The organism is Burkholderia contaminans, assembly GCF_029633825.1.
GTDB classification, from domain to species: domain Bacteria; phylum Pseudomonadota; class Gammaproteobacteria; order Burkholderiales; family Burkholderiaceae; genus Burkholderia; species Burkholderia contaminans.
The window spans coordinates 1,210,696-1,225,110 of sequence record NZ_CP090640.1; the positions used below are offsets into that span (position 1 = coordinate 1,210,696).

Sequence of the window (14,415 nt, forward strand, 5' to 3'; positions counted from 1 at the left end):
CGCAGCGACCCTTTCGGCCTCGCAACCGGCCGCCGCACCCCGTTTCCCTATTCGGCCGTAGCCGCCGCTTCGCGCGGCGCGGGCCATGCCAGCGAATCCCAGTCGATCGCGCGATAGGCGGCTTCGACCGCCGCGAGATCGGCGTGCCGTTCGCTGCGATGCATTCCGTGCAATTCGGCAGGCACGTCGAGCGCGACCGGCACGCAATGCGGATAGTCGCGCACGCGCAGCGCCGGCCCGATCGACGTGAAGCACGCGAGCGTCGGCACGTCGAAACCGTCGGCGAGATGGAGCGCGGCCGTGTCCGGCGCGAACAGCAGGCTGGCGCCTTTGACCCACGCAATGAACCGGGCCGTATCGTCGGCCGCATCGGCGCTCACGTCGACATAGGCGGGGTGCGCGACAGGCCCGAACCCGGCCACCGGCAACCCGTAGCGCTGCGCAAGCTGATCGACGAACGTTGCCCGCAGCGCGGGCGGCACGCTGCGCAACGCGGTGCTCGCGACTGGACAGAAGAGCACGTACGGACGCCGCCATTGCTCAGGCAACTCCGGCAGCGGCAGCCGCGCGAGCCAGCGGTTGCGCTTGGCCGACGCCGGCACCGACGCGGGTTCCACGCCGAGCGCGTCGAGGAAGAAATCGATCATCGGCAGCCGCGCAAACGCGGGCCAGTACAGGTGATTGCCGACGTCGATGCAGGGTGCATCCGCCGGCAGCGCGTCGGCGCGGTACGGCAGCGCGCGCGACGGTGCGACGAGGTCGGCCGCGAGCGCATACAGCGCCTCGACGTAGCGCGGCGCGCAAGCCGGCCGGTACAGCGTGAAGTGCAGGCCCGGGTGCGCGGTACGCAGCGCGGCGAGGGCGGTGAGTCCGATCACCGAATCGCCGAGCGTGACGCCCATCCCGTTGATCACGTGCACGTGCCGTGCGCGGTCGTAGTCGAGCCGGAACGGCCGGTGCGCGGCGTGCAGCAGGCTCCGCGCGGGTGCGGCCGGCACGTGGCCGACGGCATGCGCGCCGCCGTGCTCCAGGTCGTACGGCGCGACGAGCGTGCCGTCCGGCGAGAGCAGCGTGCCGGGAAGCGTGAGCGCGTCGTCGTGCGACAACGCGACGTCGGGCGGCGCGGCGTGCGTGTCCATCGTCATCCGCCGCGCGCGCGGCGGCCCTGTTCGCGGATCTGTTCGAGCGTCGCGGCCGGCGTGCTGGCGTCCTGCGGGATGCGAATCTCGATCAGCGCGGGCAGCCCGCAGGTCAGCGCGCGCTCGAGCGCGGGCGCGAAATCGGCGGTGCGCTCGACGGTCTCGCCATGCGCGCCGAACGCACGCGCATACGCGGCGAAATCGGGATTCGTGAGCCCCGTGCCATGCACGCGCCCCGGGTAATTGCGCTCCTGATGCATGCGGATCGTACCGAAATGCCCGTTGTTGACGACGATCGCGACGATGTTCAACCCGTACTGCATCGCGGTCGCGAGCTCGTTGCCGGCCATCATGAAGCAGCCGTCGCCCGCGAGCGCGACGACGGCGCGCGACGGGTACAGCGACTTCGCGGCAAGCGCGGCCGGTACGCCGTAGCCCATCGCGCCGCTGGTCGGTGCGAGCTGCGAGCGGAAGTGCCGGTACGCGAAGTGGCGATGCAGCCAGATCGCGTAGTTGCCGGCGCCGTTGGTGAGGATCGCGTTATGCGGCAGGCGCTCGCGCAGCTGCACCATCACGTCGCCGAGCTGGACGTCGCCGGGCATCGGCAGCGGCGCATGCCATTCGCGATACGCGCGATGCGCGTCGGCAGCGGTGCCGGCCCACGCGGGGGGCTCGGGCGCCTCGAGCGCGGCGAGCGGCGCGGCGATTTCGGGCATGCCCGACACGATCGGCAGGTCGGCCGCATACACGCGGCCAAGCTCGTCCGCGCCCTGATGAACGTGGATCAGCGTCTGGCGCGTCTTCGGGATGTCGAGCAGCGTGTAGCCGCCGGTCGTCGCTTCGCCGAGGCGCGGCCCGATCACGAGCAGCAGGTCGGCGTCGCGGATGCGCTTCGCGAGCGCGGGGTTGATCCCGAGCCCGACGTCGCCTGCGTAGTTCGGGTGCGCGTTGTCGATCGTGTCCTGGTAGCGGAACGCGCAGGCCACGGGCAACTGCCAGCGCTCGACGAAGGTGCGCAGGTTGGCGCACGCGTCGGGTGTCCAGCCGCTGCCGCCGACGATCGCGAACGGCCGTTCCGCGCGCGCGAGCCGCTCGCGCAGCTCGTCGATCTGCGCGGCCGACGGCGCGGCGGCAACGCGTTTCGCAGCCGGCACGACCGGCTGCGGCGCGCACGCGTCGGACAGCACGTCTTCCGGCAGCGCGAGCACGACCGGGCCGGGGCGGCCGGACGTCGCGACGTGGAACGCATGGCTCAGGTATTCGGGGATGCGGCGCGGGTCGTCGATCTGCGCGACCCATTTCGCCATCTGGCCGAACATCCGCCGGTAGTCGATTTCCTGGAAGGCTTCGCGGTCGAGGTGCTCGCGTGCGCACTGGCCGACGAACAGGATCATCGGCGTCGAATCCTGGAACGCGGTGTGCACGCCGATCGACGCGTGGGTCGCGCCGGGGCCGCGTGTGACGAACGCGATGCCGGGGCGGCCGGTGAGCTTGCCGACGGCCTCGGCCATGTTCGCGGCGGCCGCCTCGTGGCGGCAGACGACCGTCTGGATGCGCGCGGTATCGTCCGCCAGCGCATCGAGTACGGCGAGGAAACTCTCGCCCGGCACGCAGAACACGCGTTCGACGTGATTGGCGAGCAACGCATCGACGAGCAGTCGCGCGCCGGTGGTGGCGGGCTGCTCGAGATCCTTGGAATGCGACATGGGCTGCCGTCTCCCTGGGTAGCGGGACGTACAGCTTACGCCGGTTGGACGGCCGCCGGTGCGCCGGCCGCGGAAAAGTGCCGGAACGCGCAGGGAGGCAGGGCATGCACCGCGGTTTCGGCCGAACGGCCAGCTTGTGCGTGCATCCCCAACGCAGAAGAATTGGACGCTACGAATGCCTGGTCGGCCCGCTTGCCGTGGGCGTGACGGAAGGGGCCCTGACCGCGATGAAAAGAACGGCGTGCCGGCGTTCGCTTCCGAATCGATCCCGAGGTCAGCGCGGATGTACACACATGGATTTACATCGTCGGCCAAGCGGATATACTGTACATCCACAGTACATCCGGATGTTGGGGCGACATGCATACGACGAGGGTATTTCGGAACGGCAACTCGCAGGCCGTGCGAATTCCTGCCGACCTTGCCTATGAACGCAGCGATATCGAACTGGAAATCGAGCGCATTGGTGACGAAATCCGCATTCGGCCGGCGCGGCGGCCGTTGACCCGCGTCCTTGAGAAATTCGCTAAATTCGGGCCGGATTTCATGGCGGATGGGCGCGGTGACCACGAGCAGGCCGATCGCGAGGGTTTGTGATGCCGCGCTACATGCTCGACACCAACATGTGCATCTACCTGATGAAGAATCAGCCGGAGCAGGTTGCGAGACGGTTTGCGCAGTGCTACACGGGGGACGTCGTGATGTCGGCGATCACGTACGCCGAGCTCGAGTACGGCGTCGCGGCGTGCGCGAGCCCTGCGCGGGAGCGCGGCAATCTTGCCGCGCTGATCGACGACATTCCCGTTGCGCCGTTCGACGTCGCGGCCGCGCAAGCGTATGGCCCGGTCCGCGAGGCAACCCGGGAGCGGAAGAAGGATCACCTCGACAAGCTGATCGCCGCGCATGCGGTGTCGCTCGATGTCGTACTCGTGACCAACAACGAGCGGGATTTCGTGAGCTATCCGGGACTGCGGCTGGAGAACTGGCTGGACGATTGATCAGGGCACGCAGGGCGCCCGAGGGTCATGCGAGACGTCGGATTGTCCCGCATGACCCTCGGATCCGGCATCAGCACTCGACGATATTCACCGCCAGCCCGCCGCGCGACGTTTCCTTGTACTTCGTCTTCATGTCGGCGCCCGTCTCGCGCATCGTCTTGATCACGGAGTCGAGCGACACGTAGTGCGAGCCGTCGCCGCGCAATGCCATGCGCGCGGCGTTGACCGCCTTCACCGACGCCATCGCGTTGCGCTCGATGCACGGGATCTGCACCATCCCGCCGACCGGGTCGCAGGTGAGGCCGAGGTTGTGTTCCATGCCGATTTCGGCCGCGTTCTCGACCTGTTGCGGCGTGCCGCCGAGCACGGCCGCAAGCGCGCCGGCCGCCATCGAGCACGCGACGCCCACTTCGCCCTGGCAGCCGACTTCCGCACCGGAGATCGACGCATTCAGCTTGTAAAGAATGCCGATCGCGGCAGCCGTCAGCAGGAAGTCGATCACGCCCTGTTCGTTCGCGCCGGGCGTGAAGCGCGTGTAGTAGTGCAGCACGGCCGGGATGATGCCGGCCGCGCCGTTGGTCGGCGCGGTGACGACGCGGCCGCCGGCCGCGTTTTCCTCGTTGACCGCGATCGCGTACAGGTTGATCCAGTCGATCATCGACAGCGGGTCCTGCAGCGCGCGCTCCGGGCTGCCCGTCAGCGTGCGGTACAGCTGCGGCGCGCGGCGCTTGACCTGGAACGGGCCGGGCAGGTTGCCGTCGGCGTCCGGGTTGCCGATTCCGCAGCCGCGCGACACGCACGACTGCATCACGGCCCAGATCTTCAGCAGGCCGTCGCGCGTCTCTTCCTCGGTGTGCCACGCGCGCTCGTTTTCCCACATCAGCTGCGCGATCGACTTGCCGGTCGACTCGGTCAGCGCGAGCAGCTCGGCACCGGTGCGGAACGGGTGGGTCATCTGCTCGGCCGCGCTCAGCACCTTCGTGTTCGGTGCGCCGGCCGTCACGACGAAGCCGCCGCCGACCGACAGGTAGGTGCGCTCGACCAGCACGTTGCCGCTCGCGTCGGACGCACGCAGTTTCATGCCGTTCGGGTGCTCGGGCAGCGCCTGGCGGTAGAACGCGATGTTCTCCTTCAGCACGAACGGCACCGGATGCGTGCCGAGCAGCGCGAGCTGCTTCGATTTGCGGACGTCTTCCAGCCGCGCGTCGATCGTGTCCGGATCGACGGTGTCGGGCGCGTCGCCGAGCAGGCCGAGCATCACGCCGCGATCGGTGCCGTGGCCCTTGCCGGTCGCGCCGAGCGAGCCGTACAGCTCGACCTTCACGTGGGCCGTGGCGTCGAGTTGCCCGTCACGCTCGAGGCCCTGGACGAACATCAGCGCCGCGCGCATCGGCCCGACCGTATGCGAGCTGGACGGACCGATACCGATCTTGAAGAGGTCAAAGACGCTGACTGCCATTTCGATTCCTGCCTTGCTTTAAGAATATTGCTAGCGCGCCTGCAATGGCAGGCACGCGGCGAGCCATGCGGGCGGCGTTGGGGAAAGTTGCTGCGCGACGCGGGCGTAGCGCCCGTCGAGCCGCGCGGCCAGATGAAAGAGTTCGGTGGCGTTTTTCGGGTCCCACTGCCCCGTGTAGCCGGGCAGGCCGGCCTCGCGGCGCTTCGCGTCGAACGGCACCGGCGAGTTCACGAATTCCTCGTGGGTTTTCTCGCCGAGCGCGTACGGCACGAGCCAGTCGAGCGCGGCCGCGAGCGTCGCGCCGTTCGCGCCCCGTTCGCGCAGCCAGTTGCGGTTGAAGCGGCGCGCGGCGAGCGCGGCCGTCACCAGCGGCTGCAGGTCGTAGACCGCGTAATGCAGCGCATCGCGTTCCTCGAAATCCCAGGTCTTGCCGTCCGGGCCGATGTTGTCGGCGAGATGCTCGACGAACAGCCGCTGCGCGGCGTTCATCATCTTGCGATCGCCGAGCGTGAACGCGGACAGCGCGATCAGCTTGATTCGGTGGCTCTGCCAGTTGTTGCGCCAGGTGCCCGTGAGCGGGCGCTTCTGCGCGTCGATCTGCGCGACGTAGCCGGCGCCGAGCTTCGCGATGAACGCGGCCGTCGCGTTGCGGGTCTTCACCGGCAGTGCGCTCGCGGTCATGTCGTACGCGACGATCAGGCTTTCGAAACGCGTCTCGTCGATCGGGTTGAAGCTCGGCTGGTAGATCGCGACCCACGCGGACAGGAAGCGGTCGACGAGCTGCAGGTAGCGCGGCGCGTTCGTCACGCGCCATGCGAGCGCGGCATCGCGCATCAGGTCGAGATCCTTCAGCGCGGCGGCACTCTGGTCGTAGATCCCTTCGTGCGGCAGCGTGCCCTCGGTGTGCACGCGCGCCATCGCCTTCGGCTGCTCGCCGATGCGCGCGTCGACGCTGCGGATCAGCGCCTGGATGCCCGGCTCGGCCTGTGTCGTCTCGCTCGCCTGCAGTGCCGGCGCCGCGCAGAAATTCATCGCCGCGCGCGCGCTGCCGGACGCGCCGAGGCCGGCGGCGGCAAACGACAGCGACGCGACGAGCATCGGCACGACGCGGCGCGCGCGCGGCCGCCCTTGCATTGCACCATGGCCCGGAAACATCGGACGCACCATGCGGAACTCCTTCATTGGCTGGATCGCGTGTGATGTTAGCCGGATTGGCGGACGAACGTGAACCGGTTCGAGCGGCGAACAAAAAAACCGCACGCAACTCCGGGTTGCGTGCGGTGCGGTCGCCATCGGGCGGCTCCTGGCCTGGCGCGCGTTATGCGTATTCCGACATCGGCACGCACGAGCAGAACAGGTTGCGGTCGCCGTAGACGTTGTCCGCGCGGCCGACCGGCGGCCAGTACTTGTTCGTGCCCAGCGACGCGACCGGGTACGCAGCCTGCTCGCGCGAGTACGCGTGCGGCCATTCGTTCGCGGTGACGACGGCCGCCGTGTGCGGTGCGTGACGCAGCGGGTTGTCCTCCCGATCGGCGCGGCCTTCCTCGACTGCGCGGATTTCATCGCGGATCGCGATCATCGCGGCGATGAAGCGGTCGAGTTCTTCCTGCGACTCCGATTCGGTCGGTTCGACCATCAGCGTGCCCGGCACCGGGAAGCTCATCGTCGGCGCGTGGAAGCCGTAGTCCATCAGGCGTTTCGCGACGTCGTCGACGGTGATGCCGCTCGATTCCTTGATCGGACGCAGGTCGAGAATGCACTCGTGCGCAACCAGCCCGCCCGGGCCCGAATACAGCACCGGGTAGTGCGGCGCGAGGCGCTTCGCGATGTAGTTCGCATTGAGGATCGCGGTTTCCGTCGCGGCGGTCAGGTTCTTCGCGCCCATCATCGCGATGTACATCCACGAGATCGGCAGGATCGACGCCGAGCCGTACGGCGCGGCCGATACCGCGCCGATGCCGTCTTCTTCGCGCGTGTAGCCGGTCGAACGCTGGTTCGGCAGGAACTTCGCGAGGTGCGCGCCGACCGCGACCGGGCCGACGCCCGGGCCGCCGCCGCCGTGCGGGATGCAGAAGGTCTTGTGCAGGTTCAGGTGCGACACGTCGCCGCCGAACTGGCCCGGCGCGGTGAGGCCGACCATCGCGTTCATGTTCGCGCCGTCGACGTACACCTGGCCGCCGTGCGCGTGCACGATTTCGCAGATCTCGCGCACGTTCTGCTCGAACACGCCGTGCGTCGACGGGTACGTGATCATGATCGCCGCGAGATCCTTCGCGTGCTGCTCGGCCTTCGCCTTCAGGTCGGCGATGTCGACGTTGCCCTGCGCGTCGCAGGCGACGACCACGACCTTCATGCCGGCCATGTGCGCGGATGCCGGGTTCGTGCCGTGCGCGGACGCCGGGATCAGGCACACGTCGCGATGGGCTTCGCCGCGCGATGCGTGGTAAGCGTGGATGATCAGCAGGCCCGCGTACTCGCCCTGCGAGCCCGCGTTCGGCTGCAGCGACACGGCCGCGTAGCCGGTGGCCGCGACGAGCATCTGCTCGAGCTGGTCGATCATCTCGCGGTAGCCGACGGTCTGCTCGGCCGGCGCGAACGGGTGGATGCGGCCGAATTCGGGCCACGTGACGGGCAGCATTTCCGACGTCGCGTTCAGCTTCATCGTGCACGAGCCGAGCGGGATCATCGAGCGGTCGAGCGCGAGATCCTTGTCCGACAGGCTGCGCAGGTAGCGCAGCATTTCGGTTTCGGAATGGTGGCGGTTGAACACGTGGTGCGTCAGGTACGCGCTCGTGCGCTCGAGGCCGGCCGGCAGCGCGGGGACGCCGGCGAGGCCCGCGTCCAGCGCGTCGACGGCCGGTGCGGTGCCGCCCGCGGCCTGCGCGAACACGGCGAGGAGATCGGCGAGGTCGTCACGCGTCGTCGTTTCGTCGACCGACACGCCGACTTGCGTGTCGCTCACGCGGCGCAGGTTGATGCGCTTCGCCTTCGCGAATTCGTGAACCTGCGCGGTGCGCGCGCCGGTGTCGATCGTCAGCGTGTCGAAGAACGTGTCGTTGACGGTCGCGAAGCCGAGCTGCTTCACGCCGGCGGCGAGCAGCGCCGCGATGCGGTTCACGCGCAGCGCGATCGTTTTCAGGCCGTGCGGGCCGTGGTAGACCGCGTACATGCTGGCCATGATCGCGAGCAGCGCCTGCGCGGTACACACGTTCGACGTGGCCTTCTCGCGGCGGATGTGCTGTTCGCGCGTCTGCAGCGCGAGGCGCAGCGCGGGCTTGCCCTGCGCGTCGACCGTCACGCCGACGAGGCGGCCCGGCATCTGGCGCTTGAATTCGTCACGCACCGCGAGATACGCTGCGTGCGGGCCGCCGAAGCCCATCGGCACGCCGAAGCGCTGCGTGTTGCCGATCGCGACGTCCGCACCCCAGTCGCCCGGCGGCGTGAGCACGGTCAACGCGAGCAGGTCGGCCGCGACGACCACGTGGCCGCCGGCCGCGTGGATCGCGTCGGTGAGCGCGCGGTAGTCGCGCACGTCGCCGTTCACGCCCGGGTACTGCAGCAGCACGCCGAACGCATTCGCTTGCGCGGCGTCGGCGGCCGGGCCGGTCTTGACCTCGATGCCGACCGGCAGCGCGCGCGTGCGGATCACTTCGAGCGTTTGCGGCAGCACGTCGTCGGCGACGTAGAACACGTTCGACGTCGGCTTGCCGGTGCGCTGCAGCAGCGTCATCGCTTCGGCGGCGGCGGTGGCTTCGTCGAGCAGCGACGCGTTCGAGATCGCGAGGCCGGTGAGGTCGGCGACCATCTGCTGGAAGTTCAGGAGCGCCTCGAGGCGACCCTGGGAAATTTCGGGCTGGTACGGCGTGTAGGCCGTGTACCACGCCGGGTTTTCGAGCACGTTGCGCAGGATGACGGCCGGCGTGTGCGTGTCGTGGTAACCCTGACCGATATACGAGCGGAACACCTGGTTCTTGTCCGCGAGAACCCGCAGGGCGGCGAGGGCTTCGGCTTCGCTCTTCGGCTGCGCGAACGGGCCGAGCGGCAGCGTTTCGGCGCGGCGGATCGAGGCCGGGATCACGGCGTCGATCAGGGCGGCGCGCGACGCGAAGCCGAGCGTGTCGAGCATGGCCTGCTGGCTGGCGGCGTCGGGGCCGATGTGGCGTTCGGCGAACGCGTCGTGCGTTTCGAGCGCGGCGAGCGAGAGGGGCGTGCGGTTCATCAGGCGGTCCGGGTGTTCGAGCTTCATGGCGTGACTCTGGTCCCGCGCGGGCCGAGGCCGGCGCCGCGCGGTTCGGGTAGGGAAATTAGTCGATCAGCTTGCTGTACGCGTCGGCGTCGATCAGCTTGTCGGTCGATGCGCCGGCCGCAAGCTTGATCTTGAAGAGCCACACGCCGTACGCGTCGCTGTTCACTTCCTCCGGCGCATCGGTGGCGGCTTCGTTGATGGCGACGATCTCGCCGGACACCGGCGAGTAGATGTCGGATGCCGCCTTCACCGATTCGACGACGCCGACCGCGTCGCCCGCATTCACCGACTTGCCGACTTGCGGCAGTTCGAGGAAGACGATGTCGCCGAGCGTGCTCTGCGCGTGATCGGTGATGCCGACCGTCAGCGTGCCGTCCGCCTCGGTGCGGATCCACTCATGTTCGTCGGTGTATTTCAGCTCGGCCGGGACGTTGCTCATCGGATGCTCCTGATAAAAGGGTTTGTTCGTTCTGCTGGCGCGCCGCCGGGGCGCGCCGGGTAGGGGGTTGCGCCGGGCGCCATTTCCCGGCTTACCGGGAGGCGGGCCTCCCGGCCGTTACGCAGCGAGGACCTTGCCGTTGCGCACGAACGGCAGTTTTACCACGCGCGCGGGAAGATTCTTGTCTCGAATTTGCACCTGGACGGTGTCGCCGATCTGGACGGCCGCCGGCACGCGTGCGAACGCGATCGATTCCTGCATCGACGGCGAGAACGTGCCGCTCGTGATCTCGCCGTCGCCGTGCGGCGTGACGACTTTCTGGTGCGCGCGCAGCACGCCGCCCGCCTTGCCGTTTTCCTTCTGCAGGATCAGGCCGACGAAAGCTGCGCGGGTGCCGTTGGCTTCCAGTGCCGCGCGGCCGACGAAGTCCCGCGGCGTGCTGAGGTCGACCGTCCATGCGAGGCCCGCGTCGAGCGGCGATACGGTGTCGTCCATGTCCTGGCCGTACAGGTTCATGCCGGCCTCGAGGCGCAGCGTGTCGCGCGCGCCGAGCCCGCACGGGCGCACGCCGTTTTGCTGCAGCGCGTTCCACAGCGCTTCGACGTGCACGGCCGGGACGATCACTTCGAAACCGTCTTCGCCGGTGTAGCCGGTGCGCGCGACGGTGAGATCGCCGAACGGCGTGCCGGCGACCTGCGCGGCGTTGAACGGCTTCAGTTCGCTGGTGGCGGCGCGCGCGGCGGGCACCGTCGCCCAGGCTTTTTCGCGGGCGTTCGGGCCTTGAACGGCGATGATCGCGAAATCGCGGCGCGGCGCGATCGTGACGCCGAAGCCGCCTTGCTCGTTCAGCTGGTTGAACCACGCGATGTCTTTCTCGGCCGTGCCGGCGTTGACGACGACGCGGAAGAATTCTTCGGTGAAGTAGTAGACGATCAGGTCGTCGATGACGCCGCCCTGCGGATTGAGCAGGCACGAGTAGAGGGCCTTGCCGGGCGTCTTGAGCTTGCCGACGTTGTTCGCGATCGCATGCTCGAAGAATGCGCGCACGCGGCTGCCGGTGAAATCGACGACGCACATGTGCGACACGTCGAACATGCCGGCGTCGGTGCGCACGGCTTCATGTTCTTCGATCTGCGAGCCGTAGTTGACGGGCATGTCCCAGCCGCCGAAGTCGACCATGCGGGCATTGAGCGCGCGGTGCGCGGCGTTGAGCGGGGTGTGATTCAGTGCAGTCATCGAGGCCTCAGGCAAGGCGCTTGCGCGCGGATCAGAACGGCCATGTGCCGACCACCGCGGCCGATGGCCTGCGAGCGATCCGGTACATGCCCCTCTGTCCTCGATACCTGAGAGATTGCGTTGCCGGCCAGGCCTGGCGAACGCGCGCCCCTTCGGTGGGCAGCTTGCCCGCGCAGCGGATGCGCTGCGGGCTACTGCCGCTCTCCAGAGTGCGGGGAGAGTGTGGCCCGCGCAATGCGCGGACGGGATTCCCCGACGCGGTCGGTCCTTTTGCCTGAGAGTTTGCGGGTGTGCCCCTTCGGCGGCGCAACCGGCTGAAACAGCCCGGTCACACGCTCTCCCGACGCGTGCGGGCGACTGTACGCGAGCGGGTGGGCCTTGTCAATTTGAGCAAAAGAATGTCGCTTCGCGACAAGCGGCGGCAACCGGTGCCGCCGCTTTTTCCGCTCCGGCGGGCGCCGGTGCGTTACTCGCCGATCGCGCGCGCGGCCGTGTCGAGTTCCTGGTTCAGCACGCGCTGCTCGTCGCCGGACAGGCCGCCGCTGTGCTGCGCGGACATGTCGTTCGATTCCTGGCGGATCACGTCGAGGCGATGATGAAGCTGCGCGCCGTACGGCGGCGGGTAGTAGCCGCCGTTCACGCGCGCATCGATGCGGCGGTGCAGGTTGTCGATCCGGCCCTGGATCTGCTGCATCCGCTCGTTCGCGACGACCTGCGGATTCGGCCGTGGCGGGGGGGCCGGGCGGACCGGCTGCTGCGGCTGCACGATACAGGCCGCAAGCGAGGAAACCAGGGCACAGCACACTGCTGCGCGAATCAACCGTTGCATCAACATTCTCCTGACGGATTGGTGTCGGATCGACTTTTTTGAGAAACGCATCAGACTAGTCTGCCGCTGACTTTCGTTCCCCCGGCATTTGTAACCGAATGTTCCGGCTGATCCCATGCACCGGCGCCGACCGGCCGCCGCCGGCCGGCGCGCGGTGTCAGATCGTGCGGCGCACGAACGGCAGGCGGCGGCCGTCGTGCTCGCTCTGCGCGGCGAGCTCGATGATCGTCATCACGTCGACGGCGTCCTGCGCGGTGACGGGGAACGGCGCGCCGTCGCGGATCGACGCGGCGAGCGCGCGGTAGAACTCCGCGTACTGGCCATCGAGCGTCGGCACCGGGCGCTCGACCTCGACTTCGCCGTCGAGCACGCGCAGCAGGCCGGGCGGGTTGCCGCCGCCGAATTCGACGTCGTCGGCGGTGAGGCCGGCCTTGAGCTGGTCTTCCTGCGTGTCGAGCCCGAACTTCTGGTAGCTGGCGCGCGTGCCGTGCAGCGTGAAGCGCGCGGGTTCGATCGCCGACAGCGCGCTCGCATGCAGCGCGATGTCCTTGTCCGGATAGCCGAGCTGCAGGTGCACGAAATCGGGCGCGGTGCCGTTGTCGCGGCGCGTCTTGACGGTCGCGCCCACCGTTTCCGGCAGGCCGAACAGCGCGAGCGCCTGGTCGATCAGGTGCGGGCCGAGGTCGAGCAGCAAGCCGCCGCCGCGGGCCGGCTCCTCGCGCCAGCGCGTGCGCGGCGTCGGGCGGAAGCGGTCGAAGTGCGATTCGAAAAAGGTCAGCCGGCCGAGCTCGCCCGATTTGACGATGTCGCGCACGGTGAGGAAATCGCCGTCCCAGCGGCGGTTGTGGAACGGCGCGAACAGCCGGCTGCGCGCGTTCGCGAGCCGCGCGAGTGCGAGCGCCTCGTCGGCGGTGAGCGTGACGGGCTTGTCGACGACCACGTGGCGGCCGGCTTCGAGCACCTGGCGTGCGAGCGCGAAGTGCGTGTCGTTCGGCGTGGCGATCACCACGCACTCGATGTCGTCGAGGCCGAGCAGCGTGTCGAGATCCGGAACGACGCGCGCGCCCGGATACGCCGCCTGCGCGCGATCGGGCTGACCCGTCGCGATCGCGGCGACTTCAGTGCGGCCGCTCGTGGCGATCACGGGCGCGTGGAACGTCGCGCCGGCGAAACCGAAACCCATCAAACCAATCCTGAGCAATGACGACATGGCAATTCCTGGCTGCGAAGGAAACTAAAGGATGGCGCGCCGAGACGGCGCGAAGACGACCGGCTATTTTGGCATGGCGCCGCCGCTTGCACCGGCGCGTTCGGGCGAATTGCACGGTGCGATGCGGCGCTTGCGCAAGGAAAGCCGGCATTTGCGCAGGCCGGCGGCCCGTGCGGGCGGGGTTTGCCCGCCTGCGCCCGTGCAATGAGCGGCTGCCGCAGGGGCGTCGCCCGGCGTCATACGGCTGCCCGCTGCCGCACGGCGGCGGCGACCTGCTCGGCCCACACCGCGCAGGCGGTTGCGCCGGGGTGGAAGCCGTCGGTGGCCATCAGGCGGCGCTCGAGCGGCAGCTCGACGCGCAGGAACGTGCAGTGCGGCTGCGTGGCGGCCCACCCGGCGAGCGCCGTGTTGAGCCGCTTCGCGCGCAGCCCGAGATACCACGCGAGCGGCTGCGGCAGCGCCGGAAAGCGCTCCATCGGCGGCACCGCGGACAGGATCGCGTGCCCGACCCGGAAGCGCGCGGCGAGCAACCGGACGAGCTCGGCCTGCTGCGCCTGCCAGCGGGCCGGCGGCACGCCGCCCGTCACGTCGTTGACGCCGAGCGACGTGACGGCCACGTCGAACGGCTCGGCCGGCTCGGCGGCGAGCCAGTCGACGAATTCCCGCGTGGTCAGGCCGGTGCGCGCGAGCAGCTTCCAGCTCACGCGGTGGGTGGCCGCGAGCGCGCTCGCCAGCTGCCCGGACAGCGCGTCGCGCTGCGTCGCGACACCGACGCCCGCGGCGGCCGAATCGCCGACCACCAGCACGCGCAGCGGCGGCCCATCGCCCGCCACGCCGTCGCGCGGGCCGGCCGCCTCGGGCAGCCGCGGCGTGACGCGGCGCACGTAGCGCCCCTGCGCGAACAGCAGCGGGCCAAGGGCAGCGGTGGCGAACGGGTATCCCATGATGTCGATCCGGTGGCGGTTCAGGTGACGCAAACGGGCCGGCGCGGGGCGGCGCCGGCGTGGACGTATTGTGGCCGATCGGTGCGCGAACGGGGCCGGATTGGCCGAACGGACAGGGGGCGGCCGGCTGGCCGGCCCGCGCGGCCCCGTCCGGCGGCGCTCCCGAAAAGCGCGCCGCCGACGTGTTAACATGCGCGTCCTGCCCGCGT

12 protein-coding genes and 2 riboswitches are annotated in these 14,415 nt (G+C 69.3%); of the genes, 2 read left to right on the forward strand and 10 right to left on the reverse strand.

Features of this window, described 5'->3' with window-relative positions; all coding sequences use genetic code 11:
• Positions 1–47: 47 nt before the first annotated feature.
• Both LXE91_RS05615 and LXE91_RS05620 read right to left on the reverse strand, forming a co-directional pair.
• Entirely contained in the window at positions 48–1,145 is a 1,098-nt protein-coding gene (locus LXE91_RS05615; RefSeq protein WP_039351363.1) for a glycosyltransferase family protein, read from the reverse strand.
• Positions 1,142–2,845 (reverse strand): thiamine pyrophosphate-binding protein, encoded by a 1,704-nt coding sequence (locus LXE91_RS05620; protein ID WP_039351360.1) that lies wholly within the window; start codon positions 2,843–2,845, stop codon positions 1,142–1,144. Before LXE91_RS05620 ends, LXE91_RS05615 begins: the two co-directional genes overlap by 4 nt.
• A 360-nt stretch (positions 2,846–3,205) precedes the next feature.
• On the opposite strand from LXE91_RS05620, the gene vapB reads away from it, so the two are divergent.
• A complete protein-coding gene (gene vapB, locus LXE91_RS05625; protein WP_039351357.1) occupies positions 3,206–3,442 on the forward strand; it encodes a type II toxin-antitoxin system VapB family antitoxin in 237 nt (78 codons plus the stop codon).
• Positions 3,442–3,843, forward strand: a complete 402-nt coding sequence (locus tag LXE91_RS05630; protein ID WP_039351354.1) for a type II toxin-antitoxin system VapC family toxin — start codon at positions 3,442–3,444, stop codon at positions 3,841–3,843. Before vapB ends, LXE91_RS05630 begins: the two co-directional genes overlap by 1 nt.
• A 70-nt stretch (positions 3,844–3,913) precedes the next feature.
• On the opposite strand, the gene LXE91_RS05635 is transcribed toward LXE91_RS05630, so the two are convergent.
• The 8 genes from LXE91_RS05635 to LXE91_RS05670 all read right to left on the reverse strand — a co-directional run bounded on the left by LXE91_RS05635 (position 3,914) and on the right by LXE91_RS05670 (position 14,206).
• The gene (locus tag LXE91_RS05635; RefSeq protein WP_039351351.1) at positions 3,914–5,302 is read right to left on the reverse strand and encodes an L-serine ammonia-lyase; all 1,389 of its coding nucleotides are present in this window, start codon (positions 5,300–5,302) and stop codon (positions 3,914–3,916) included.
• A 30-nt stretch (positions 5,303–5,332) separates the two neighbouring features.
• A complete protein-coding gene (locus LXE91_RS05640; RefSeq protein WP_039351348.1) occupies positions 5,333–6,469 on the reverse strand; it encodes an alginate lyase family protein in 1,137 nt (378 codons plus the stop codon).
• A 151-nt stretch (positions 6,470–6,620) separates the two neighbouring features.
• Positions 6,621–9,548, reverse strand: coding sequence for an aminomethyl-transferring glycine dehydrogenase (gene gcvP, locus LXE91_RS05645; RefSeq protein ID WP_039351346.1), 2,928 nt, complete (start codon positions 9,546–9,548; stop codon positions 6,621–6,623).
• Positions 9,549–9,606: 58 nt separating this feature from the next.
• Positions 9,607–9,987, reverse strand: coding sequence for a glycine cleavage system protein GcvH (gene gcvH / locus LXE91_RS05650; protein WP_039351343.1), 381 nt, complete (start codon positions 9,985–9,987; stop codon positions 9,607–9,609).
• Positions 9,988–10,104: 117 nt separating this feature from the next.
• A complete protein-coding gene (gcvT, locus tag LXE91_RS05655) occupies positions 10,105–11,223 on the reverse strand; it encodes a glycine cleavage system aminomethyltransferase GcvT (RefSeq protein WP_039351339.1) in 1,119 nt (372 codons plus the stop codon).
• An 84-nt stretch (positions 11,224–11,307) separates the two neighbouring features.
• Positions 11,308–11,441, reverse strand: a riboswitch (glycine riboswitch).
• A 34-nt stretch (positions 11,442–11,475) separates the two neighbouring features.
• Positions 11,476–11,576: riboswitch (glycine riboswitch) on the reverse strand.
• Between the two features lie 113 nt (positions 11,577–11,689).
• Positions 11,690–12,052: a hypothetical protein gene (locus LXE91_RS05660; RefSeq protein ID WP_039351336.1), complete on the reverse strand. Its 363-nt coding sequence runs from the start codon at positions 12,050–12,052 to the stop codon at positions 11,690–11,692.
• Positions 12,053–12,209: 157 nt separating this feature from the next.
• On the reverse strand, positions 12,210–13,262 hold the full coding sequence (locus tag LXE91_RS05665; protein WP_046544124.1) for an oxidoreductase: 1,053 nt from the start codon (positions 13,260–13,262) through the stop codon (positions 12,210–12,212).
• 236 nt (positions 13,263–13,498) lie between these two features.
• Entirely contained in the window at positions 13,499–14,206 is a 708-nt protein-coding gene (locus LXE91_RS05670; protein WP_039352192.1) for an SGNH/GDSL hydrolase family protein, read from the reverse strand.
• Between the last annotated feature and the right edge of the window lie 209 nt (positions 14,207–14,415).